This window comes from Collinsella aerofaciens, from assembly GCF_028207065.1.
In the GTDB taxonomy this organism is placed as follows: Bacteria; Actinomycetota; Coriobacteriia; order Coriobacteriales; family Coriobacteriaceae; genus Collinsella; species Collinsella aerofaciens_AR.
The window spans coordinates 1-23,607 of the sequence record NZ_JAQLFP010000024.1; the positions used below are offsets into that span (position 1 = coordinate 1).

Genomic DNA, 23,607 nt, shown 5'->3' on the forward strand with positions numbered 1-23,607 from the left:
AGGCCTGGCGTTAGCATGTCGCGATTCAATCTCGAAAACAGCATTGCCCAGTTGACAAAACTATAGGAACACCCCCCGCATTAAATTTGCGCTCGTCGGTAAGAACACCGGATAAAAACAAGAACAACGCAACAGAAAAGTTGAGGAATGGGCGAATGGCGACCGACGCGGCACATTGAGGAAGACAGTGGATAAGCACCACTGCGGAAATCGCAAGCCCACGAAGAGCTTGAAGGTAGCGATCCTTGGCCATCTAGGCTCTCCTTCCAACGAGTCTCTTTAGTCGTCGTTTAATACCACCAAGCTTGCCGCGGACACGCTGCCAGAGAGTGGGACGGAAATCCCACTTGTCCATGAGATCTGGGATGGAAAGCCCGGCAGACACGTCGTTCAAGAACTCGTCGCGCTTTGGATAAGGCGTGACAGAATGGACGAGGCTAGGGTTGCCCGCGATTACCCCATCAAGCGTCGCCGGACCGTTTGCAGTAAGCCCAGAAATAGCCTCGAATGCCCGCACGCCCTTCTCGGTATTGCATAGGACGGCAGATACGCCCTTGGAGTTGTCGACCTCGGGATGGGTATTCTGGAACCCCCAGAAATCACCGAGCGTGATATCGGCGCCGCTGGAGCGCTTTGCTGGACATGCCAGACAGGACGAACGAAGGCTCGCATTGGCCAGAAACGCTTTCATGTACCAGTCTTTGCCGAATATCTGGGACTCGGTGTCCCCGGTGTTGTCTTTCTCCGCTATGTGCTTGTACATAGCGGAGTAAGACAACCATCCGGTTGTCTTACTCCGCATATTGACGTCGCAGACGTCCGACCCGAAGGCCTCACCACGGTAGTCGACCCAGCGCGACCAGAGCTCTGGAGACGGAACACCGTGGCAGATGACGTCGACGCCGAGGAAGAGGTCAGAGTCGGCGAGTTTCCCCAGGTATGAGCGCATGCCAGCCACCTGGCATGCAGTACCGGCAAAGAGCGCCGGCCTGCCTTCACGCAGGGCAGCGCGGACGCCCTCGAAGACGCCGCGGCCAACCGCGCTCTGAACGTATTTCGAGCGCATAACGGCGCCGAGCGCCGGCCTGTCCTCCACGAGCACGTGACGAAGCTCGCGGCAACCGTCCGTCCACGCGGCGCCCGCCACAACACCGCCGCGCGAGAGAGCGTCACCGGCGAGTAGACCGAACACGCCGCCCGACGACGATCTATCGAGCAAGCCGACGTCATGAGCCTTCGCCCAGAGGGCGAACTCGCACCCGTCCTCCCCAGGGGCGTTGAGCGCCGGGCATACGGCGTCGCACGCCCCGCAGCCTACGCACCCGGAGGCGTCGACGGTGGGGTGTAGGAAGCCACAATCATCGGGTTCCATGGAGATGCATGACTTGGGGCAGCGGGCAGCGCACGCGCCGCAGCCGCAGCAACGGTCGCCAAGCGAGACGACCCTCGGGGATTTCTCGGAATCATTCATGATGGACCCTATCTAAGGAACGGGAGACGAGAGACGACCGCGATACGTTCGTCCTTCGTTAGGACGGCGAGCCAAAGGGCTATGGCGAAAAGCGCGCTGTAAACGGCGCCCCACTCGAGGAACGCGGGCCATCCGTTGACGGGCAGGACCGCCGTGCCAGCGAGGCAGGCGACGGTGACGGCAGCCCAGGCGAGCAGCACCGGCAGGTTCCGCTTCCAGAAAAAGAGCATGTCGAGACCGACCCGCTTCTGGTAGTACCAGTTCATCCACAGTCCGTTGCCGAGCACGATGCTGACGACATAGGCGATCGCGGGGGCCCACGGCCCCAGCGCCGGGGCGGCCGCGGCGGTGAAGGCAACGTTCCCGACCGCCATCGCAAGGTAGACGAGACTCCTGGCGTGGTGCATGTTCTTGGCCCTCTGGATCTCGATGCCGACGTTCTGACAGAGGGGCACCATGACGGGTAGCGTCATGGCGAGCACGAGCCAGTAGGCCTCGGCGAAGCCCGGGCCCGCCCACCTCGTCACGAAAAACTTCCCGAGAATAGCGAAACCTCCGTACACCCAGCAAAACAGTACCATCTGGTAGCGGCCCACGCGCGTCATAAGGCGAGTGAGCTCGGCGTTGTCGTCCGAGGTGGCGACGATGCGGTTGACCTTCGGAATGAAGACGTTCGACATCGTGGTGGAGAGCGAGTAGAAGACCTGGCGGATGTTCACGGCCACCGCGAACAGAGATACCGCAGTCGCGCCCGAGATGGCCCCCAGCATGATGTTGGGCACGCTCTGATTGACCATCTCGCAGACCTGGTTACCGAAGATCCAGGCACTGAAGGCGGCGATGCCGCGCATGACGCCCCAGTCGGCACCCCTGAGCTCGAAGCGCATGCCCAGCACGACGATGGCGTAGCGCGCGTTGAGGGCGAGCAGGACGAGGTTCACCGCGAGCTGTGCTAGGGCAACGCCCACGGGCCCCATACCGGCGGCCAGCAGGGCCCAGGCGCACAGCGGCGTCGCAAGCGTGGTGACGAGCTGCCTGGTCTGCTGGTAGACGAAGCGCTCGTGCGCCGTGATGTAGGAATTGAACACGACGGTGAACAACGTCGAGGCGACGTTGAGCGTCATGATGGCGAGCAGCTCCCGGGCGAGCGAGACCTGCGCCTCGGTGAACCCGGCCGAGAACACCGCGCCGGCGTTTGCGGAGAAGCCCATGCCGAGGGCGACCGCCGCGGCTGTGACGGCGACGTAAAGCGTGAGGTACATGCCGTTCAGGTGCCGGATGTCGCGCTCGCCGCCGTGCGCCACCGTCTGCGTGTAGAAGCGCACGTAGGCCTCGGAGAAGCCGAAGGACAGGAGCGTCAGCGAGAAGACAAAGGAGTTCGAGCTCTGGAAGACGCCGTAGTCCGCCTGCCCCACGTAGGACAGTAGCATCGGCGTGTAGACGAGGTTGACGAGGTTCTTTGCGAGGATGTTGGCGTAGCCGAGGAGGGCGCCCGCCTTACGCTGGCTAGCCACGGGCGGCCTCCGAGGGAATGCTCAATCCACATCTATCGAGGAATTCAACAACGATCTTCCTCTGAGCTGCCAACCTGTCATACGCCTTTGAATAGTCACTCTCGAGCAGTTCCGAATTACATACGGAAAGAATTGACCGCTCAACGAAAGAAACACCCAGCTCGCTGGCTAGCGTGTCGAATCGGCTGCTCATGTCTGGACCAGTGGACTCACGAGGGCAATAAATCAGCGGCTTCCCGAACAAGATCGAGAAAATTGATCCGTGATATGAATCTGTCGCTACAAGCTTTGCGTGACGGACGGCATAGAGGAACTCTGAAGGCCCGAGGGCGTAGTAGCGCGCATCCCCTAGTAAATCGACCCTCTTGCAGCTAAGTGAATCACAGATTTCGGCAACCCTCTCTTCGTAAGCTGCACTCCCGAGGAAGTACGTCAATACATAATCATTTGGAAGCCCGCAGTGCGGCTCTTTTTCATACCTTTCCCACCAGGAGCCGTCAAACATCAGTGTTGGGTCAATCAACACCTCGGCCTTTAAGCCGTACAGACTGTTTATAAGCTCGGCGCTCTTCTGCTCACGAACGGACAGCCTATCAAACCCGTCGAAATAGCCGTGGAACAGCTCACGCTTCTCCTCGGGAATCGTCGGAGCTGCCAAGCTTGGCGAAAAAGCAATGCGCTTTTCTCTTGGCGAAAACGTGAGAAACATAGTGGAGTTAGCGTCAGGGGAATACGGAGACCAAACTTGGTCGCTCCCAGCAACGAAAAAGTCATAGGATTTAATGTCACGTGGAGGGTTGGAATCAGATATAACCTCCCGGCTAAAGGAAATGTTACGGGAATTGAAATCCTCAAACGAACGATGCCTCTGGATGTGGGCAACGGCAAGCCCCTTTGGAATGAGCGAAGCCAAAGACTTGAGCTTGTATTTGGCAGATCTCGAGTCCTTCTGTCTGAACGTAAGGACATCTGCACCCGAGAGTTTGAGAGTTTCTTGGACAGCAAGGTTCTGGAGCCTCTGCCCATAGTTGTCCCCATGCGTAAATGTGGAAATGCCTATTTTCATGTTCAAACCTGTTCTTCGTCTCTATCAATAATCAAATAGTCTGCAGCCGAGGAATTCCACGACCAAGCCAGCGCTCCACAGAGCAGCAGTAGGCACAAGCAGCAGTTCACCCTTGTAAAGCACTGCGTATACAGAAAGGTAATAAGAATTGTTAGCAAAAGGAGCAAACGAACAATCCGGCCATTAGATCCTTTTTCCTGCTCCATAAACTCACTAACCACGGAGTGGAAAAACGCTACATACGCTGCCGTCTCCCAAACCCCCATGAGAATCAAGAAAGACCCCATATCCGCTTGACCAAAGTGGTTAAACGACATGAACCCGGACGCGTAGAAGCTTGAGGCTCCAAGACCCTCTCCGAGACTCCATGTAGCCGGTCTCAAGAGAGCGAAGCCGATGATAGCAATCCTCTCGTTACTGCCGTCGGCAGCAGTACCGACGGAAGCTGAACTGCCAACCATATCGAACAGACCAAACACTTGCGTATCCACGAGGATCTGGAACGCAGGCACCAAGGCGTATGCAATTGTCAGGATAAAATACAAGGCGACAAGCCAAAAGAAGGGACCCGAAACATCCGCTTCTCCTCTCATGACTGAAATAAGCCAGAACATCACTAAAACGAGAGGAAGGATTATGAAGAGCGCCTTATTATCGTTGAGTGTCGCAAGATAGAAGGACAGGACGATAAGGCAGACGTTGTAAGCGATGGCAAGGGATGGCCAGAGAGGACCCCGAAGCCTCCTAATCCAGACGAAGTTGTAGAGCACGACGAATGAAGTGTAAAGGGCCACCGCATGGACGGACGCATAAGAGAACAGGCCGGAGATATTGTCCTCGAAGTAACTGATGTCGTTCGTTGTCGCAGCGATCATCCCATGGGTAGAGTACTGGATAAACATGATCGCCATATTGAGAAGCAATATGGCGTTGAAGACCGGAAAACCTGCATCAAAGAGTCCAAGAAGAAAATCCCTCTTGTTAGTGACCAAAAGAAAGAAGTAAAGCGTATAGACAAACGGGTAGAGGAGCAGCAAAATATTCGCCCTAAACGTTTCCATATTGCCACCCAAGAGGGCACCAGACAGCCACCCTGCAACGGTAATCAGCCCAAGTAGTAGCGCTCTACCGCTATATTTCCATCCGGAGAAGAGCGCCCTCACGCAAATCATGCCGGTAATTACCCAGTTGAGGTATCGCCCCAGACCATAGTACTCAAGGAAGAAAACCTGCGCCAAGATACCTATAACGATCGTCGCATCCGCCAGGTCACCCATGCAAACGGTTAGAACGCCTTGCTTATTAGGGAGATACCAACGACCTCTTCGACCAGCCCGCTCCTCCGCTTTATTTATAACGAGCCTCGCATGCCTATGATCTTGCATTGAGTACCTCCAGCAGCACACGTTCAATCAGCCTCGTGTGCATGTGAACTCCCGTGTTGAGACCTACCGAGGAGCATGGAAGCAGGTCTACGATCTCATCTGAATCGACAAGATCGAGCGGACCAGGCTTTCCGCTCCTGAAACGATTGACCTCCCTGATAAGCCGGCTCTTATCCCTAAACAGCCCGATTAGCTCCTCCTCGTTATTCAGCACCAAACCGGACCCATGCTCAACGACAAAGTCGGCGACATTGCCTGCACATGCACTCGAAATCGTATAAGCGTTTGCGGAGTAAGATTCCATACAGGTGTAGCTATAGGTCTCTGGACAAGATGGCCACATGACAACGATGGCAATCTCGCACTCCCTGAGAGAGTCGGTCATGGCATTTGGGTGCTTCTCATCAAATTCGACAAACCGCTTGTTCATCCCTGGATACATATCGTTCGAGCTGTTGAAGACGAAGAACTCGTACTCTTGTTCATCGACCGCAGATACGAGGCGAAGCCAGGTCTCCCAGCCCTTTGTCTTCCTCGGCATCCCCAGAAAGGCAACCCTGATGCGCTCCCCTGCGTTCAGAGGACGTCTGTTGCCCAGATACTCTCCAAGCAGCTTTTGGTGCGGTATTACATCAACAAGGCCCTCGTATTGGGGCCTGAATGAGAGAAACCGATTCTTCGTATAGGTCGAAGGTGCAACAAAACGGAGATTTTTGATGGAGTCAAACAGCCCTTGGATCTTCGACTCCACACGAAGGCTGTTACTGAAGTGGGGGCATTTCTCGCAGGGAGCGTCGCCGAGCCTTGAGCTGTCACAAAAGCCGCTCCTATTTTGGAGGTTATAGCTTGTACAACACAGGTAATAGTCGTGGAGAAAGGCCCTGACCGGTGTTTTGCCTGTAACTTTTAGCAGTTCGGAGACTTTCTCAAGGCTCACGTACAGAAGGTGGTGGATATGAAGCTCAAGAAGGCTGAAGCCGCTTTTTTGCCAGCTGCAAAGGGCCTCGCACACCTGGGCAATACTGAAAACACCAGCCTCCACCCCGTCGACCGTAACCCCGAATTCGCAAAATAGCATCTGGTCGTCCCTGAACAGGGTCTTCTTAACCGAGTGGAGATAGACGTAACTTATGCCGTGCGACGCCATGGCCTGCTGACTCGCCATAATAGCCTTTGGGGTGCCGGTCTTGTCCTTGAGATAGTCGCAAAAGGCAAGCGCTAGGACGTACCCACTATTGTGCGGTTTGGGGATGCTTTTACTCATATCATCGCTTCCCAAACAAGAGGAGAGATCTATTGAAAAGGCCCTCTTGTAGACTGCCGAAATTCAGCCTCGAAGAGAAAGAAACCCTGCACCTAGCCATGAAAGAAGCGTCCATTTTCGATACCAACTCTCCAAGAGCACGCTCTGGAGGAAGAATGCAGTCGGAATAAGTTGAAAGAAGTCCAGTAACTTGCTTTGCAAGAGTAATCTCTCGCGGATGACAAAAACTATTGATTTTCTCAATCACTTTAGATGGTAAATCAGTACTCACACCGACCACATTACGACCATGCTGGCGATATCCCATATGAGGAGAAGCATCGAAAACAATCCGATAACCCAGCAGCACGCATAGATTAGCTATCAGCTTATCATGCATGATGACGGGATGGGGCAGCTCATGCAAGCAAACAACTTCCCAAATACGCCTATCAAATACTTGCGTACATCCCATAGGTGACCCAATGCAAAGCTGGTTGAGAGGGTCGTTATCTCGATAAGATATGCACCTTTGTTGCCCATAGGTTAACCGGCCCATCTCATTACCAGCTGAATCTACAAGTCTTGAATTGCAATGATAAAGAGCCAAATTCTCCTGCTTCTTAAGCTGTTTAATCGCAGTTATCAGTTTATCGCTATCCCAAATATCATCTTGGTCGGAAAACGCATAGTAATCAGCTTCGGGAGCATTCCGCAACAACGTCAAAAACCCTAAAGCAGGTCCTAGGTTTTCTCCTGTTAACAAAGTCAGACTGCCCTCATCTGCATAGCGCTGCAGAAGATCACGAGTACCATCAGATGACCCGTCATCACGGACAAAAAGACGTACGTCAACTTCAGCCTGCGAGAGAATGCTGTCAATTTGTTCTGAAATAAATGGGATGCCGTTGTATGACGCCATTAATACGACGCACTTTGGCACCTTGGAATTACTCAACATATGGATTACCTTATCATTAATGCCTAAAGCAAACGCTCTCGATGTGTTAACCCCTGAGCAAACCCAGTGCAAGCAGTATATCCTTGACCAAGTACTTGGCGCAGTCTTTTGGCCTCGCCCTGAGAACGAGTCGGTTAACCCGTACCCCGTTACGAAAGCCGTCCATAAAGGTATTTCTTTCTATAGGCTTCGTCGAAGGACGTTGAAGCTGTTCATTGTTGGCCACAGCTAGACCAGGATCAACCGGCAAAAGCTCAAGGTCCGTCATTTCTAACAGTTCTCGACCCTTGTCTGTCTGCACAAGTGCGAGGGATATCCCGTTCGCGACCTCATCAGAAAGCTCGCTACCCCATGAATCGCCAAGCGTAATATCGGAGACACGATCACCCTTGGCGTAGCGGCAGGAGTAGCAGCCTTCCGTATACGGTAAACCCGAGAGGAAAGCAATCGAGTAGCGATCGCGGACACCCGTCCTACCCACAGTTTCAGCTCCGCGATAGCGGAGCTGAAACTGGACTTTCTTTCGAAAGTCCAGTATCAGCTCATTAGACAGGTTGTTACCTGTCTCTTCCAAGAATCGGCTCAGGACCTTGGGGGACGGTGAACCATGACAGATAAGGTCGATGGTGTAAAGGGAATCGGCTAAACGGCTTCCAACGAAGTTACGCATCGCAGCAACCTGACAAGGAAGACCGATAAAGAGAACCCTTTGACCACCTTGCAGGGCCTCCCTAACCTCGCGGTACGCACCAAGCGGATTGCTTTTGACGTATTTGGAGCCTTGGGCCCTCCTCAAGTAATCCGCATCAGAAGTGAGGTGGAACCGGAACTCACCGCCCTCCTGTGCACATGAACACACTAATCCATTTGACGCCACAAACGCCTCCGAGATGGCCGTAGCCAGACCCCCGGACGAAGATGACATTCTGAGCGATGTATCTTTCGCCCACCCCTGTAGCCACTCGAGAGGACGCAACGAAGATGGGGATACCATCTGGGGACACGTTTTCTCGCACAGTCCACATCCCACGCACCTTGTAGGATCAATACGGGCGTTATACGCCTCAATCGTATCCTCAATGGCAATCGCTCCATGTCGGCATGAATCGACGCAGGCCATACAGCCAGCGCACATATCCTTCTTGCATACCGTCCTAGTGCCAACGTTTGACAATGCCCTACTCCTCAATCATGCTCTTGAGCTGCGCTAGGGACTTCTCCCTCTCCGCACCCATCACATCGTTGACCCGACCAAAGTCAATCTGCTTGGATGCTAACTCGACATCATCTAGATTCTGAAGCACTCTGTCCGTGAGGTCCGTGAGTCGCAGAATACTCACGTTCCTGCTCGAGGTTCCGTTCTTGGGCAGCACTTCTACCAGCGGCGTATTGAGATTTATGGCAAAAGCCGTACCGTGGAACGAGTCCGTGACTAGGCATGCTGCGTTGTCGACATACGAGAGAAACTCAGCAAGCGTCGGCAGCCACTTGAACTTGCCCTCGCGTGAGGCCTGGTGCAGGCTTGCGGAGATCCGTATCAGGGGCAAGCCAAGCTTTTTGGCAACCTTCACGGCGTACTGCCCCACCGTCGGGTCGCTGTGAATCTGGTAGACGAGGATGTATTCGCCCTTCGGGGCAGGTGCCGCCATCCTTCTCCACGCTTCGCCATCAAGCAGCAGCGTGGGATCGACAACCTGTCCGGCCTCTATGCCCCACGAGGCAAGCTGCTCGCGCGCGGCATCCTCGCGTACGAACACGGCCTCATATGCTCGAAGGTCCTCGAGAAACCTGGGGCGCACGCTATCCGGGATATTCTTCTTACCAAAGCTTGCCGCATATGAGATGCGCCTTGCGCCCTCGGGAGCAAACTCAAGCGCGTATGACAGGTCGTATGCGCCCGAGCTGATGGGACCCCACACCTGATCGCTTCCAGTCATATAGACATCGGCCTTGGGCGGATTAGCCTTCAGCTCCTCCAGGGATGCATAGTGAGGGCTCATCTTAAGCAGCTGGGAACGCTCACGCGCAAACCGCTTGCCCGCCACCCTTGTCTCAGGCTCCATCAGAAGTCTGTAGACAGACTTCTTCAACGGGTTCCCGTTCCAGGACGGCTTTGTCGAAAGAAGCGTCCTCACCTGCTGGGATACGTCCTCACAAGCAGGTACATAGTCCATAATCTCGAACTCATGCCCCAAGCTCTCTACCGCTCGTTGTGTCGCATATGCCTGGAGCAGGGAGCCATAATTAGAGATTGCGTGCCTGGTTATGCAGGATACTTTCACGTGTTTCCTCCGATTGATATCGAGCAACCGCTATTTCTGAATTTTTGCATTCGATTTTTCCACCCGGCTGCACTACAGCGCCTCCTCAGTCTCGTACACGTGCGCGTCGGCTCGGCTTGCGTCGGAAAGGCCGTCGTTGATCGCGGCGTGCATGTCGCAGGTGGAAAGAGCGTCCAGCTCCTCCTTCGTCACCTTGCCCGACTCGTAGTCGCGCACGATGGGGAGCTCGTGCATGTCGAACTTCTTGCCGGGCTTGAGCTTGTGCGCCAGCACCCACGACGCGGGTTTCCAGATGTACTTGTGCATGGCAGGAGACACGGAGCCGATCATCCAGCAGTTGCGGTCGCAGTGGCGCACGCAGCCGCGCACTTTCTCGGCCTGGGCGCTCTCCCACAGCTCATCCCAAGACTCGTCGTTAAGGTTGCCCATAACGAGCTTCTCCTTGGTGCCGTTGCAGGGCATGACGTCGCCGTAGGGGTCGATGAAGAACGTGTCGAACGCCATATCGCACGGGAGCAGGCGCTTCTGCCCATAGATGTAGTTGATGAGGCCCATGTTGAAGTACGCGCGGAACCACTTCTTGGGCTCGTTGGACTTGAGGAGCTCGTTTACCAGGTCCTCGAAGTTCTGGGCCACCATGGGACGGTCCTTGATGATGTTCTTCGCCTCGACAAAGTAGAAGCTGTTGTGCAGGCTGGCGGTGGCGAACTCCATGCCGAGCTCGTCGGAAAGCTTGTACAGCGGCACCAAGTCCGCAGCGTTGCGATCCTGCACCGTCATGCCAAAGCCCACGTCCGGGTGCTTCATTTCCACGAGCTTCTTGAGCGTCTCGTAGCCGCGGTTGAAGCCGTTCTGGAGACCGCGGATCTCATCGTTGGTCTGCTGCAGACCCTCGATGGAGATGCGGATTCCCACCTGGGGGAATTCCTCGGCAAGGGCGATGATGCGGTCGGTGAAGAAGCCGTTGGTGGAGATGACGATGCGGTCGGACTTCTTGTACAGCTCGCGCACGATATCCGCAAGGTCGGTCCTGATGAAGGGCTCGCCACCGGTGATGTTGGTGAAGTACATGCGCGGGAGCTTCTTGATCACGTCGAGGGAGAGCTCCTCCTCCGGACGGCTGGGAGCCTTGTAGCGGTTGCACATGGTGCAGCGCGCGTTGCAGCGGTACGTTACGATTACGGTTCCGTTGAGTTTCTTCTCGGCCATGGGTTAGGCCACCACCTTCCGGTCAATTAGTTCTTGATACAGGGAGACGAGATTCCGGATGTATTTCTCTTGATTACAGTTCTCTGCCACGAATGAACGGCAATGCGCGCTCATCGCGGCGTAAGCCGCAGAATCGGCGGCCACCGCCGCACCCCTACGGATTGCATCTGCGAGTCCTGCCTCATCGTGGGCTTCAGCCAGGAAGCCCGTTTCACCCTCACGTACCAGCTCGGGTATTCCGCCCATGTTCGTACCGATAACGGGCTTGCCCGCGGCGAGTGCCTCGAGAACCGCATATGGCGCGTTCTCGAGCCACTCTGACGGCGCAGCCGCCAGAGTGGCTCGATTCACAAGTCCGCGCAGGGCGTCACCGGTTTTATATCCAACCAGCTCAATCCTCGAGCTTATTTCGTTTGGCATTGCGGAAACTTTGACCTTCACAGCATCACATTCAGGGCCATCGCCTGCAATAACAAGACGCCAATCAGGGATCACCGGTGCCGCCTTCTCAAAAGCATGCACGAGCGTTAACACGCCTTTCTCGCGAGAAATGCGTCCCAGATACAGCATGTAGGGATCTTCATTATTTTGGTTGGCAACTTCCCGTGACATCGAATCGGGATTCAGGAAATTCCGCATGAGGACAAGCTGACGCTCGGGAAGCCCCGCTTCAATAAACTTGTTCCGCATGAACTCACTCGGGCAGATGATGCGATCGAGACGTGAATAGGTTTTGTGCCGTTTAAGCCACTCCGCCTCAGCCACCGCTAACGCGCTTTTTGCGATCGAACCCTTTACGCACTTCTTCTTAAGGCAATTGCCAAAATGACCCCCGAGACACGAATCGCAAACGTTGCCCTCGGAATCAAGCATAAGATAGCTCGGGCAAGCAAGAATCAAGTCGTGCGAGGTATACACAACCGGCGTTGGATGCTGCTTTAGCCAAGGAGCGTCCAAGATGGAAAACGTAATCTGCCTATGAGTGAGATTGAGATGGATTACATCGGGCTGGAATTCACGGCACAGCGCATCGAACTTCTCGCGCGCCTCTTTGGAATACACAAGTGCCTGCGCGGCCTTCGCCTTATCGACAATAGAGCTCGGTCCGTTATAGTCGCGATTCGTTACAAAGTAACGCGACCACTCAGTCGGCTCATTACGCTCATCCTCCATGCTGAAGAAGGCAACTTCATGCCCAAGAGCGCGAAGACCATCGGCAAGAGCAAAGTAGTACGTCTCGCTTCCACCCTTGCGCCAATGAAACTTATTTACAAGAAGGATCTTCATTACGCAACACCCTCATACAAAGCAAGCGTCCTTTGGACGACGCTGTTCCAGTCATAGCCATTAATCGCGCGGTCACGTGCCATGGCGCCCAGCCTCTCCGCTTGGGCAGAATCCGCTATCAGGCCTTCAAGCACGTCGCGCAGCGCCCCCGCGTCTCCGTGTGGGAACGTGAGCCCGCAACCCTGCAGAACATCCGCGCACTCGGGAATATCCGAGGTAACGCATGCCGCACCGTGAGACATGGCCTCCAGCAAGCTCATGGGCAGGCCCTCAACGTCGGAGGGGAGCGCGTAGCAATACGCGTTGGAGTACAGCTCGGAGAGCAGGTTGCCCTCAACGTGGCCGGTAAAGAGCGCGCGGGGGTCGGACGCGGCAGCCTCTTTGAGCGCCACGGCGTAGTCGTCCGTATCGGAGGAGTCGCCCGCGATAACCAGGCGCTTATCCGTCTTTACCTGCTTGTACGCCTCCACCAACAGTTCCGGTCGCTTCTCGGGCACAATGCGACCGAGGTAGAGGACATAGGAGCCCTGGGTGAGCCCCAAGCGCTCGGAGATCTCCTTCGCGGGAAGATCCGCCTCGGGAGTGATGCCGTTGGGAATGAGCGTAGCCTCGCGGCCGTAAGCCTCCTTGAAGTACTCCTGATTGCCCCGGGAAAGCACGATGAGCGCATCCGCGCACTTGGCCGCCGTCGCCTCGCCGAACTTGATGTACTTGGAAGCCAAGCCGCCCCATTTTGCACGCTGCCAGTCCAGGCCGTGGATCGTTGCCACGGTCCTGATGTCCGCGGAACGCGCAAAACGAAGGGGGACACACGGCCCCTCTGCGTGATAGTGAATTACGTCTGCCCCGTCTTTGATGGCGGCCCTTGTTGCGGCAAAGCTGCTCGTGAGCGCAGAGAGCCCCTTGATGTCCAGAGCCTTTACGGGAACGATGCGGTAGCCATCCTTCTCGTAGGGCTCGGAAGGAGCTCCTTCGCCCATACGGTCGTAGCAGGTTACTTGGTGACCAAGGTCTGCCATACGGCGAGCAAGCTCGCCTACCACCACTTCTACGCCGCCCTCGCGCGAACCCGTTCTCTTTTGGCCTATCATGGCGATGCGCATGCTACACGGCACCTTCCCCAGAGAACATCGTCTTCAGCGTGCCGAATATCAACCGCAGGTCCTGGCGCAGGCTGCGATTCTCTATATAGCGAAGATCCAGCTCAACCATTTCTTTGAAGCCCAGGTAGCTGCGGCCCATTACTTGCCAAGGACCGCTGCAGCCAGGCTTTACGGCAAGGCGCTTCATGTCGTGTTCGCTGTACAGGGCAACCTCGCGCGGCAGGCCGGGACGCGGGCCAATGAGGTTCATTTGGCCCAAAAACACGTTGATGAGCTGGGGCAGCTCGTCGATGCTGTGCTTGCGAATGAAGTTACCCACGCCGGGAATAATGCGCGGGTCGTGCTTCATTTTAAACATGGGGCCGGTGGCCTCGTTTTGAGCCTGCAAGTCCTTGAGCATTTGGTCTGCATTGGGCACCATGCTGCGGAACTTGTAGATCTTAAACAGGTAGAACGTGCCGTCTTTGTGCACGCGGCCCACGCGCCACTGCGAATATAGGGGGCTTGCGCCCGGGCTCTTTATGCAAATGACCACGCTCAGAATTAACCCGGGAATAAAGAGCAACACCAAGGCTCCGCCTGCGGCGACAATGTCCACCGTACGCTTAATAACGCGGTAGAACCTGTGCCCAAGCTCGGGCATAACCCCGGAGTTGGCACCGCGCAGCATTTCGGTGGCTTCTTCGTTTGTAAGGTAATCCCCCGTAGCACCCGCTGCGGCAGGGACGGAATTCGCCGTGGCGGCTGTGCACGCCTCTCGCGCACCCTGCTCCACGGTCATTATCGTAGGCTCCAAGAGCCCCCCCGATACTTTTTGCCTTCGTTCGTCCGCTTGCGAGCTTGCAGCTAGGCGATCGATCTTCTGTGATTGCGCATGACGCGCTGCTCGTTTGAAAGCACCGCGAGGCCAACGCGGGTGGTTACACGTCGGCCGCACAGGTTGAGCTCCAAAAAGGCAGTGCTCTTGCGTCTATTAATGGTTTTGATAAGGCCCTCGTGGCCCAGCAGCGGACCTTCCGTTACTACGACCTGGTCCCCATCCTTTAGAGCCTCACTCATGGGCACCACGCGGTCTCCCCTATTGGTAAAGCCACCAATAAGCTGAGTCTCTTCTTTTGCCAGCGGCACAAACTGACCGTCCTGGGAAAGCACCCGGGCAAAGTCGTCCATGCGCAGCAGATACTGTTGCACGGTGCGAGGATCTGCCGTATCGCAAATGAGATAACCGGGAAAGAGCGGCTTGGTCGTGCTGACCCATTCGCCTTGTACCTTGATCTCGGTTTGATATTGGGGATAAAAGAGCTCCTGCATGGCGTCAGCCGGCACCATGCGCTCGATGCGCTCGCGCATAACGTCTTCGCGACCGTTAATGACCTGGATCACATACCACACGAGCACCACCCCCTTGCTGTCTTACGTGTGGCTCACGGGGTTTGGGTATGGCTTCGCCAGGGCGCTTGTGCGCGAAGGCGCTCCATATTCAAACCCTGAGCCCAGTTAGACAAGCACGTGGCTCTGCCCCACCGTGAACGGTATGTAAAAGTGCAGTGGCTAGAGACGCGGACGTGTATCGCTAAAATGACCACGACTCCAGCTGGCTGCGTGAGACCCAGTAAAGCGGGTACAAAACTGGACCGCACGCAAACAGCTGTAAGCTGTAGGACTGCTGCGTTTTGTCATGAAATATCGATTCGAAAGAACAGCCTGCACATAGACAAGAACAGATACATTCGATGCGATACGCATGAAGACGCTATTGGAGCTCGTGGTTTTTCTGGCACCGCCGTTACGGCCGGATGCTGATCGACCCTGCGCTTTGCGGCTTGCTGGAGCCGTGGGCACAGTTGAACCCATGTAACGTTAGATATCCTAGCACAAGGCGACTAGAAACCGATTTAGGCCGCACGCGACAACATATCGTCCATTTGCAGTGCTTAAGGGGGTAATTTTACAAACTTGTTCACATTAACGCAGGTTTATGCGGGTGTAGCTGTTGGCATACACCGCCCGAGCTGCAACGCTGACGGCATGAAATGCAAAATGGAATTATGTTGGGTTAACAAACTATGTACAGAAGTGGGAAATAAATTGCGCAACTTTTTTTGGGTGTGGGTGTTGGTGTGGCGTCGCTTTGATTTGCGCGGTGATTGCATATGAAAAAAGCCTCCTGATTCCCGGAGACTTTACATTCACGGTGGTGGAGACGAGGGGGATCGAACCCCTGACCTCTTGACTGCCAGTCAAGCGCTCTCCCAGCTGAGCTACGCCCCCGTGACGAGGAGATACTATAGGGGAAGATTCTTAGTTGTGCAAGAAGTTTTTTGGGTTGGTTCTCGCACTTACGGGTTTTCCTGCTCGCCAACCGTCCCGATAAAACCCTGATGCAGCAAATACGCTACTGCAGTGCCGGTATGGACTTCGACCTCTGCAGTGGATCGGACTATGTTGCTAATGCCCGTGTCGGCCAGCAGGCCCAGGGGGCTATGATCTAGCTCCCACTCTAGGCCATGTTCGCTTACCTCGGTGTTGGGGGCTAATGCGATGATGGAGAACGTCTTGCCTTCGGCGCCTTCGATGGTCCACGACTCGCCTGCGTGAAGGATGCGAGCGACCACCTTGTCCTCGCCAATCCAGATGGGAGCATCCTCGTAGCCTGCGAGCAGCCCCAGCACGGACAAGGCCATGTCGGGACGGCCGCCGGTAGCGCAGGTCGCAACCACTTCGGCACCCGGCCAGCGGCGACGGACCGAATCGAGCGCCAGCGCCAGATCGGTATAGTCCTTGTAGGGGTCGTGGCGCTCCACCTCAAAGGCTACGGCGGCATCAACCAGCGCGCGACCCGCATCGCTCACCGTATCAGCGTCACCAACATATACGTCGCAACCTAGTCCCGCGCCCAGCACCGCGTCGAGCCCGCGGTCCACGGCGACAACGTGGTCGCACTCCCCCGCTAGCCGACGCAACAAATTCGCGCTCGCCACCACGGGCGAGCCGCATACCACTAATACCTTGCAAGCCACGGCCCTCGCCTAACCCTCAAACTCAAGAACGCGGACCAAGTCCAGGTCCTCGTAGCTATCGATAAAGATATCGCAGTTGGCGCGCACGTCGTCGCGCTTCATGCGGCCGTGCGAGTCATAAATACCTACACGCTTAAAGCCGGCGGTCCCAGAGCTCTTAAGGCCAAAGACCGCGTCCTCAAACACCCAGGCGCGCTCAAACTTATGCCCATGACGCTCCTCCAGACGGCGCAGCGCCAGCTCGTATACGTCGGGGAACTGCTTGGAGCGTCCCGCCTCGCCCGTCGTGGTAACAAACTCCATGTAGGCATCGAGCCCGGCACCAGCGAGCGCGGACTGCACCAGCTCGGCCGGCGTGGACGTAGCCACGCACATGGCAATGCCCGCCGCCTTCGCCTGCTCCAAAAACACCAGGAGCCCCTCGCGCGGCGGCACCTTGGAGTAGCCATCGATCAGAATATCGCTCAGCTCACGGTAGAGCTCCTCGCCATTCGCGCCAATGCCCCACGTGTCGTGGTAGGCCTGGCACTCGTCCTCAAGCGACAAATGTTCAAACTGGGCAAAATCGTCGACCGTCACATCAACACCGTGGCGGTGCAATAACTCGGGCTGGGCATAGGCCCAAACGGGGGTGCTATTTACCAGCGTGCCGTCGCAATCGAAAATAAAAGCGACATTGTGGGCGGCGGTCTGGGACATAAACGAACCTTTCGATGTCAAATGGTAAACAACCTGCTAAAAACGTTTTACCAAACGTCAAACTAACAATCTTGAAACCCTAATTGGTAAAACTGTCAAGAGTTTTACCATCGCAATTCTGCCAGTGGTCTAAACATGGCGCTCGCCGATTAAACACCGCCGCAAATCCACTTTTCTCCATAAAAGTAACGAACAGGTGTTATCGTATTTCGTGCCGAAAGTTCCACCGAGCACGCGAGGTGGAACGAATCATAGAACTATCGCCGTCCCTTCGATTCGTGCAGCCTTGGACCTTTCGCATCTAGTCACCAAGGCAACACGCTGCCGCGTCATGATGGGATCAAACGTGAGCGATACAAAGCTAAAGCCAGCAACCAAAAAGCCCGCTACCCGTAAAGCCGCCCCGCACGCGCCGGAGCTCAGCAAGGACGATGTCTACCTGTTTGGCATTGGCATGTGGGAGCGCAGCTGGGAAAAGATGGGCGCGCACCCCGACACGCAGAACCGTACGCGCGGCTGGCGTTTTTGCGTTTGGGCGCCCGACGTAAAGAGCGTCCACGTCATTGGCGAATTTAACGACTGGGATGAGGAAGCCAACCCGCTGGTGCCCGTGCATTCGAGCGCTATCTGGGAAGGCTTTATTCCTGGCGCCGAGCAGGGCCAGCTCTATAAATATCTCATCGAGACCAACGAGGGCGAGAAGCTCTACAAGGCCGATCCGTATGCCTTTAAGGCCGAGTGCCCTCCGGGTACCGCCAGCGTGCTGTGGACCCTCGATGGCTACAAGTGGAACGACGCCGCGTGGCTCAAGCGCCGCGCCGGCCACAACCACATGTCGCAGCCGCTCAACATCTACGAGGTGCATATTGGCTCGTGGATGCGCCACGGCGACGCGCCGCAGGGCGAGCCGGACGAGTTTGGCAACTACCCCGGTCCCATGGACCCCTTCCCCGCGCAGCGCGGCGAGTTCTACACCTACGACGAACTGTCGGTAGAGCTTGTGGACTACGTGCGCGACATGGGCTACACGCATATCGAGGTCATGCCGCTTATGGAGCATCCCTTCGATGGCTCCTGGGGCTACCAGACGACCGGTTACTACGCCGCCACGTCGCGCTACGGCAACCCGCAGCAGCTCATGCACTTTATCGATGCATGCCACGAGGCGGGCATTGGCGTAATCATGGACTGGGTGCCCGGCGGTTTTTGCGCCGACGCCCACGGCCTTGCCACCTTTAACGGCCACATGCTGTTTGAGCACGAGATTCACCCTAACTGGGGCACGCACAAGTTTGACTTCGCCCGTGGCGAGGTCCGTTCCTTCCTGGTCTCTAACGTGCTGTACTGGCTCGAGAACTTCCACGTGGACGGCATTCGCATGGACGGCGTGTCCAGCATGCTATACCTCAACTTTGGCATCGACGATCCGGGCCAAAAGAAGTTCAACAAATACGGTACCGAGGAGGACCTGGACGCCAGCGCGTTTATCCGCCAGGTAAACTGCGCCGTGGAGGCACACTACCCCGACGTGATGATGATGGCCGAGGAGTCTACCGCGTGGCCGCTCGTAACCTATCCGCCGCAGGACGGCGGCCTGGGCTTCCACTACAAGTGGGACATGGGCTGGATGAACGACACCCTGCACTACATGCAGACCGATTTTCCGTGGCGCCCCGGCAACCACGGGCTGCTCACGTTCTCCATCATGTACGCCTTTACCGAGAACTTTATTTGCCCACTGAGCCACGACGAGGTCGTGCACGGCAAGTGCTCGCTGATCGGCCGCATGCCGGGCGACTGGTGGCGCCAGTTTGCCGGCCTGCGCACGCTGGCCTTCTACCAGATGACGCATCCCGGTGCCAAGCTCAACTTTATGGGCAACGAGATCGGCCAGTTTATTGAGTGGCGCTACTACGAGTCCATCCAGTGGTTCCTGACCGAGGAGTATGAGACCCATGCGCACCATCAGGCGTTTATCAAGGCGCTCAATCACCTGTACACCGCCGAACCCGCCCTGTACGAGCGCGGCTACACCGACGACGGCTTTACCTGGATTGACGCGGACAACTCTAAACAGTCCATCGTGAGCTTTGTGCGCCAGGGCGAGGACGTCGATGACGACCTGGTGATCCTGATCAACTTTGACCCGGCGAGCTACGAGAGCTTCCGCGTGGGCGTGCCGCGCGAGGGCGACTGGGAGGTCATCTTTGACTCCGACCGTCCTGAGTTTGGCGGCAGCGGCTATGCCGGTGAGGAGCCCTACACCTGCTCGAGCGAGCCCTACCCCTGGAACGGGCAGATGGACTCCATTGAGATTAAGGTGCCCGGCCTGGCAGGCGTGGTGCTTAAGCGCCGCGGTCCCAGCAGCTATAAGCCGCCGGTGGTTGAGGAGCGCAAGAAGGCGACGCGCAAGCGTGCGTCTTCGGTGAAGCCCAAGCCTGCGGCTGCTAAGAAGGCTCCGACTAAGGCGAAGGCTGCCAAGTCTGCCGCCAAGGTTTCGGCCAAGTCCACCACGGCCAAAAAGGCAGCCACCAAAAAAGCTGCTCCCAAAGCCAAGGCAGCTGCTGTTAAGGCTCCTGCCAAGAAAGCGTAACAAAGGCGTTACCACTGCAATTACCCGCCCCGCGGGGGCGTAGGATACATGTCATAACCGTTCCGGGAGAAACATCCCCGGGGGAAAGGAACGTATGAATAAGATCTTCGACAACAAGCAGGAGTTTACCGAGCTCTATCGCGATGCCGTCATGAGCATCAGCGGCAAGAGCGTCGAGGCCGCCAGCGACCTCGATCGCTTTAACGCCCTGGCCAAGCTCGTGGCCGAGAAGGCGCGCACCGTTGCCACCAAGAGTGACGCCCGCGTCACCGCCGAGGGCAAAAAGCGCGTGTACTACTTCTCGATCGAGTTTTTGATCGGCCGCCTGCTCGACAACTACCTGCTCAACTTTGGCGTGCGCGACATGGTCGCCGAGGCGCTCGACGACATGGGCTTTGACCTGTCCGTCATCGAGAACCAGGAGCCCGATCCGGCGCTGGGCAACGGTGGCCTAGGCCGTCTGGCCGCATGCTTCCTGGATTCCATGGCAGCCGAGGGCATTGCCGGCTACGGCAACGGCATGCGCTACCGTTACGGCCTGTTTAAGCAGGAGATCGTCAACGGCAGCCAGGTCGAGGCCACCGACGAGTGGCTCACCCACGGCTATCCCTGGGAGGTCCGTCGTCAGGATAAGGCCGTGACCATCAAGTTTGGTGGCCACGTCGAGGGCTTTGAGGAGAACGGCCGTACGTTCTACCGCACGGTGGACACGCAGGACATCCTGGCCGTTCCCTATGACATCCCCGTGGTGGGCTATGCCGGCGAGACCGTCAACAAGCTACGCGTATGGGCCGCCGAGCCGGTCGAGGAGCACTTTGACCTGGAGGCCTTCAACCGCGGCGACTACGCCCTGGCCGATGCCGAGCGCGCCGAGGCCGAGGCCATCAGTGCCATCCTCTACCCCAACGACGCCGGCGAGCACGGCCGTCTGCTGCGCCTAAAGCAGGAGTACCTGTTTGTTTCGGCCGGCATCTACAGCCTGCTCGACACCTTTGAGAAGGAGCACGGCGAAAACTGGGAGCTGCTGCCGCAGTTTGTGGCCATCCACACCAACGACACGCACCCCGCCATGTGCGGCCCCGAGCTCATGCGCATCCTCATCGACGAGAAGAAGCTCGAGTGGGATGACGCGTGGAACATTGTGACGCAGGTCGTGAGCTACACCAACCACACCATTCTGCCCGAGGCTCTGGAGAAGTGGCCCATCGGCACGTTCTCCAAGCTCCTCCCCCGCGTGTACCAGATCATCGACGAGATCAGCCGTCGTTGGCACGAGTCGTTCGACACCACGCAGGAGGGCTGGCAGGAGCGTCTGCGCCAGACCGCCATTCTGTGGGACGGCGAGATCCGCATGGCCAACCTGTCCGTGATCTGCAGCCACAGCGTCAACGGCGTCGCCAAGATCCACTCCGACATCATCAAGAACATCGTGCTCAAGGACTTCTATGCCCTGACGCCCGAGAAGTTCAACAACAAGACCAACGGTATCTCGCACCGTCGCTTCTTTGCCGAGGCCAACCCTACCTACGCCAAGCTCGTGACCGAGGCCATTGGCGACGGCTGGCTCAAGGACGCCTTTGAGCTGGAGAAACTCAAAGAGTTCCAGAACGACACCGAGTTCCTGAAGGCCGTGGGTGCCTCCAAGCGCGCCAACAAGGAACGTCTGGCCGCCTACGTCAAGGCCGAAACCGGTCTGGTTATCGACCCCAACTCCGTCTTCGATGTCCAGGTAAAGCGCTTCCACGCCTATAAGCGCCAGCTCATGAACATCATGAAGGTGATGGACATCTACAACCGTCGCATCGCCGATCCCAACTTCCACGTGACGCCGACGACCTTCATCTTTAGCGGCAAGGCTGCCTCGAGCTACACCTTCGCCAAGGAGACCATCCGCCTCATTAACTCCGTGGCCGACGTCATCAACAACGACGCCCGCGTCAACGAGGTCATGAAGGTTTGCTTTATCCCCAACTTCCGCGTGAGCAACGCCCAGCTCATCTACCCCGCCGCCGAGATCTCGGAGCAGATTTCCACGGCCGGCAAGGAGGCGTCGGGCACGTCCAACATGAAGCTCATGATGAACGGCGCCATTACGCTGGGTACCCTCGACGGCGCCAACATCGAGATCGCCGACCTGGCCGGCCGCGAGAACGAGGCCATCTTTGGCCTGACCGCCCCCGAGGTCGAGCAGCTCTGGGCATCCAACAGCTACTTTGCTTGGGATACGCTCAACAACGATCGCGAGCGTCTGGGCCGCGTGATGGACGAGCTCAAGGACAACACCTTTGCGGGTCTTTCGGGCAACTTCGAGAGCATCTACAACGAGCTCATGAACAACAACGACCCCGACCTAGTCATGGCTGACTTCCGTAGCTACGTGGATGCATGGGAGAACCTCACGGGCAGCTACGGCGACCAGGAGACCTGGAACCGCAAGGCCCTGCTCAACACCGCCTCGAGTGGCTGGTTCTCGTCCGACCGCACCATTCGCGAGTATCGCGACGAGATCTGGCACGCATAAAGCGCGCGAGCTCCCTTTGCCGCACGGCATTACTCGACGGGCGTGACAGTGCGCCGCGCCCGTCGCTAATGGGTTAGGAACATCGATGACAGAAGGAGAAATCGATGAGTAAGAAAGAATGCATCGCGATGCTCCTCGCAGGAGGACAGGGCAGCCGATTGGGGGCACTCACCCAAAAGATCGCCAAGCCGGCGGTTAGCTTTGGTGGCAAGTTCCGCATTATCGACTTTTCGCTGTCCAACTGCTCCAACTCGGGCATCGACACGGTGGGCGTTCTGACGCAGTACCGTCCCTACCTGCTGCATGCCTACGTGGGCTCCGGCGAGGCGTGGGATCTGGACAGCCGCGACGGCGGCGTGTCGATCCTGCCGCCGTACGAGACGCAGACCGGCGGCGCCTGGTATGCGGGCACGGCCGACGCCATTACGCAGAACCTCGACTACATCAAGGCCAACGACCCCAAGTACGTCCTGATTCTTTCGGGCGATCACCTGTATCGCATGGACTACCGCAAGATGCTCAAGACGCACATTGAGAACAACGCCGACCTCACCGTGAGCGTTATGCCCGTGCCGTGGGAGGAGGCCAGCCGCTTTGGCATCCTGACCACCGATCCCGAGGACGGCCGCATCACCAAGTTCACCGAGAAGCCCGAGAAGCCCGATTCGAACCTCGCTTCCATGGGCATCTACATCTTCTCGGCCGACGTGCTGATCGAGGCGCTCGAGGAGGATGCTCTGGACCAGCGCTCGAGCCACGACTTTGGCAAGGACATCATCCCCAAGCTGCTCGGTGAGAACAAGCGCCTGTACAGCTACGAGTTCCACGGCTTCTGGAAGGACGTCGGCACCATCGCCAGCTTCCATGAGACCTCGATGGACCTGCTGGGTAACAACCCCGAGTTTGATCTGTTTGACAAGAACTTCCCCATCATGTCCAACATCACCACGCGCCCGCCGCACTACATTGGCCCGGACGGCCGCCTGGACGACTGCCTGGTCTCCAACGGCTGCAAGATCTACGGCACCGCTCGCCACTCGATCCTTTCGACCGATGTCATCATCGAGGAGCGCGCCGTGGTCGAGGACTCCGTGCTGCTGCCGGGTGCGCACGTTAAGAGCGGCGCACACATCTGCCGCGCTATTTTGGGCGAGAACTCCACGGTCGAAGAGGGCGTGAAGCTCGGCTCTGTCGATACCACCAAGGATACGGCCGTCGTTGGAAATGACGTCGTTATCGGGAAGGGGGAATGA

19 protein-coding genes, 1 tRNA gene and 1 pseudogene are annotated in these 23,607 nt (G+C 57.0%); 3 read left to right on the forward strand and 18 right to left on the reverse strand.

Going from position 1 to position 23,607, the window contains the following annotated elements:
- Positions 1-25: 25 nt before the first annotated feature.
- The 18 genes and pseudogenes from PMX72_RS07550 to PMX72_RS07635 all read right to left on the reverse strand — a co-directional run bounded on the left by PMX72_RS07550 (position 26) and on the right by PMX72_RS07635 (position 17,240).
- A complete protein-coding gene (locus PMX72_RS07550) occupies positions 26-253 on the reverse strand; it encodes a hypothetical protein (RefSeq protein ID WP_271729096.1) in 228 nt (75 codons plus the stop codon).
- The gene (locus PMX72_RS07555; RefSeq protein WP_052044165.1) at positions 254-1,471 is read right to left on the reverse strand and encodes a Coenzyme F420 hydrogenase/dehydrogenase, beta subunit C-terminal domain; all 1,218 of its coding nucleotides are present in this window, start codon (positions 1,469-1,471) and stop codon (positions 254-256) included.
- Between the two features lie 8 nt (positions 1,472-1,479).
- The gene (locus PMX72_RS07560; protein WP_052044164.1) at positions 1,480-2,985 is read right to left on the reverse strand and encodes a lipopolysaccharide biosynthesis protein; all 1,506 of its coding nucleotides are present in this window, start codon (positions 2,983-2,985) and stop codon (positions 1,480-1,482) included.
- Positions 2,978-4,051, reverse strand: a complete 1,074-nt coding sequence (locus PMX72_RS07565; protein ID WP_117774364.1) for a polysaccharide pyruvyl transferase family protein — start codon at positions 4,049-4,051, stop codon at positions 2,978-2,980. The genes PMX72_RS07560 and PMX72_RS07565 overlap by 8 nt, the downstream gene beginning before the upstream one ends.
- Positions 4,052-4,053: 2 nt before the next feature.
- Positions 4,054-5,328, reverse strand: coding sequence for a hypothetical protein (locus PMX72_RS07570; protein ID WP_117786263.1), 1,275 nt, complete (start codon positions 5,326-5,328; stop codon positions 4,054-4,056).
- Between the two features lie 94 nt (positions 5,329-5,422).
- On the reverse strand, positions 5,423-6,700 hold the full coding sequence (locus PMX72_RS07575) for a glycosyltransferase family protein (RefSeq protein ID WP_055287332.1): 1,278 nt from the start codon (positions 6,698-6,700) through the stop codon (positions 5,423-5,425).
- A 1-nt stretch (position 6,701) separates the two neighbouring features.
- On the reverse strand, positions 6,702-7,640 hold the full coding sequence (locus PMX72_RS07580; RefSeq protein WP_082421944.1) for a glycosyltransferase: 939 nt from the start codon (positions 7,638-7,640) through the stop codon (positions 6,702-6,704).
- Positions 7,641-7,686: 46 nt separating this feature from the next.
- Positions 7,687-8,517: a Coenzyme F420 hydrogenase/dehydrogenase, beta subunit C-terminal domain gene (locus PMX72_RS07585; protein WP_233540610.1), complete on the reverse strand. Its 831-nt coding sequence runs from the start codon at positions 8,515-8,517 to the stop codon at positions 7,687-7,689.
- Positions 8,518-8,634: 117 nt separating this feature from the next.
- Positions 8,635-8,775, reverse strand: a pseudogene (locus PMX72_RS10350) (4Fe-4S dicluster domain-containing protein); the annotation flags it as partial.
- Positions 8,776-8,818: 43 nt separating this feature from the next.
- A complete protein-coding gene (locus tag PMX72_RS07595) occupies positions 8,819-9,922 on the reverse strand; it encodes a polysaccharide pyruvyl transferase family protein (protein ID WP_035138275.1) in 1,104 nt (367 codons plus the stop codon).
- Between the two features lie 72 nt (positions 9,923-9,994).
- Positions 9,995-11,131: a radical SAM protein gene (locus PMX72_RS07600; protein WP_035138273.1), complete on the reverse strand. Its 1,137-nt coding sequence runs from the start codon at positions 11,129-11,131 to the stop codon at positions 9,995-9,997.
- A gap of 3 nt (positions 11,132-11,134) precedes the next feature.
- Complete coding sequence (locus PMX72_RS07605; protein ID WP_271729098.1) at positions 11,135-12,418, reverse strand: glycosyltransferase; 1,284 nt, start codon at positions 12,416-12,418, stop codon at positions 11,135-11,137.
- Positions 12,418-13,521, reverse strand: a complete 1,104-nt coding sequence (locus PMX72_RS07610) for a glycosyltransferase family 4 protein (RefSeq protein WP_035138271.1) — start codon at positions 13,519-13,521, stop codon at positions 12,418-12,420. The genes PMX72_RS07605 and PMX72_RS07610 overlap by 1 nt, the downstream gene beginning before the upstream one ends.
- Position 13,522: 1 nt before the next feature.
- Complete coding sequence (locus PMX72_RS07615; protein WP_199580783.1) at positions 13,523-14,302, reverse strand: sugar transferase; 780 nt, start codon at positions 14,300-14,302, stop codon at positions 13,523-13,525.
- Positions 14,303-14,367: 65 nt separating this feature from the next.
- Entirely contained in the window at positions 14,368-14,913 is a 546-nt protein-coding gene (loaP, locus tag PMX72_RS07620) for an antiterminator LoaP (RefSeq protein ID WP_271729100.1), read from the reverse strand.
- Positions 14,914-15,716: 803 nt separating this feature from the next.
- A tRNA-Ala gene (locus PMX72_RS07625) sits at positions 15,717-15,792 on the reverse strand.
- Positions 15,793-15,860: 68 nt separating this feature from the next.
- Positions 15,861-16,541 carry a thiamine diphosphokinase gene (locus tag PMX72_RS07630; protein WP_271729102.1) on the reverse strand — a complete coding sequence of 227 codons (681 nt, stop codon included), beginning with the start codon at positions 16,539-16,541 and terminating at the stop codon, positions 15,861-15,863.
- Between the two features lie 9 nt (positions 16,542-16,550).
- Entirely contained in the window at positions 16,551-17,240 is a 690-nt protein-coding gene (locus PMX72_RS07635; RefSeq protein WP_271729104.1) for an HAD family hydrolase, read from the reverse strand.
- A 454-nt stretch (positions 17,241-17,694) separates the two neighbouring features.
- On the opposite strand from PMX72_RS07635, the gene glgB reads away from it, so the two are divergent.
- From glgB to PMX72_RS07650, 3 genes are all read left to right on the forward strand, one after another.
- Complete coding sequence (glgB, locus tag PMX72_RS07640) at positions 17,695-19,833, forward strand: 1,4-alpha-glucan branching protein GlgB (RefSeq protein WP_271729138.1); 2,139 nt, start codon at positions 17,695-17,697, stop codon at positions 19,831-19,833.
- 94 nt (positions 19,834-19,927) lie between these two features.
- The gene (locus tag PMX72_RS07645) at positions 19,928-22,354 is read left to right on the forward strand and encodes a glycogen/starch/alpha-glucan phosphorylase (protein ID WP_271729106.1); all 2,427 of its coding nucleotides are present in this window, start codon (positions 19,928-19,930) and stop codon (positions 22,352-22,354) included.
- Between the two features lie 104 nt (positions 22,355-22,458).
- Entirely contained in the window at positions 22,459-23,607 is a 1,149-nt protein-coding gene (locus tag PMX72_RS07650; protein ID WP_035138263.1) for a glucose-1-phosphate adenylyltransferase, read from the forward strand.

Excerpts from the sequence above, each read along its gene's own strand:
- PMX72_RS07600 (WP_035138273.1), bottom strand. The coding sequence starts at position 11,131 with ATGGCCGAGAAGAAACTCAACGGAACCGTAATCGTAACGTACCGCTGC.
- PMX72_RS07580 (WP_082421944.1), bottom strand. The coding sequence starts at position 7,640 with ATGTTGAGTAATTCCAAGGTGCCAAAGTGCGTCGTATTAATGGCGTCA.
- PMX72_RS07645 (WP_271729106.1), top strand. The coding sequence starts at position 19,928 with ATGAATAAGATCTTCGACAACAAGCAGGAGTTTACCGAGCTCTATCGC.
- PMX72_RS07650 (WP_035138263.1), top strand. The coding sequence starts at position 22,459 with ATGAGTAAGAAAGAATGCATCGCGATGCTCCTCGCAGGAGGACAGGGC.
- PMX72_RS07555 (WP_052044165.1), bottom strand. The coding sequence starts at position 1,471 with ATGAATGATTCCGAGAAATCCCCGAGGGTCGTCTCGCTTGGCGACCGT.
- glgB (WP_271729138.1), top strand. The coding sequence starts at position 17,695 with ATGTGGGAGCGCAGCTGGGAAAAGATGGGCGCGCACCCCGACACGCAG.
- PMX72_RS07565 (WP_117774364.1), bottom strand. The coding sequence starts at position 4,051 with ATGAAAATAGGCATTTCCACATTTACGCATGGGGACAACTATGGGCAG.
- PMX72_RS07570 (WP_117786263.1), bottom strand. The coding sequence starts at position 5,328 with ATGGGTGACCTGGCGGATGCGACGATCGTTATAGGTATCTTGGCGCAG.
- PMX72_RS07610 (WP_035138271.1), bottom strand. The coding sequence starts at position 13,521 with ATGCGCATCGCCATGATAGGCCAAAAGAGAACGGGTTCGCGCGAGGGC.
- PMX72_RS07575 (WP_055287332.1), bottom strand. The coding sequence starts at position 6,700 with ATGAGTAAAAGCATCCCCAAACCGCACAATAGTGGGTACGTCCTAGCG.
- PMX72_RS07635 (WP_271729104.1), bottom strand. The coding sequence starts at position 17,240 with ATGTCCCAGACCGCCGCCCACAATGTCGCTTTTATTTTCGATTGCGAC.
- PMX72_RS07615 (WP_199580783.1), bottom strand. The coding sequence starts at position 14,302 with ATGACCGTGGAGCAGGGTGCGCGAGAGGCGTGCACAGCCGCCACGGCG.
- PMX72_RS07605 (WP_271729098.1), bottom strand. The coding sequence starts at position 12,418 with ATGAAGATCCTTCTTGTAAATAAGTTTCATTGGCGCAAGGGTGGAAGC.
- PMX72_RS07550 (WP_271729096.1), bottom strand. The coding sequence starts at position 253 with ATGGCCAAGGATCGCTACCTTCAAGCTCTTCGTGGGCTTGCGATTTCC.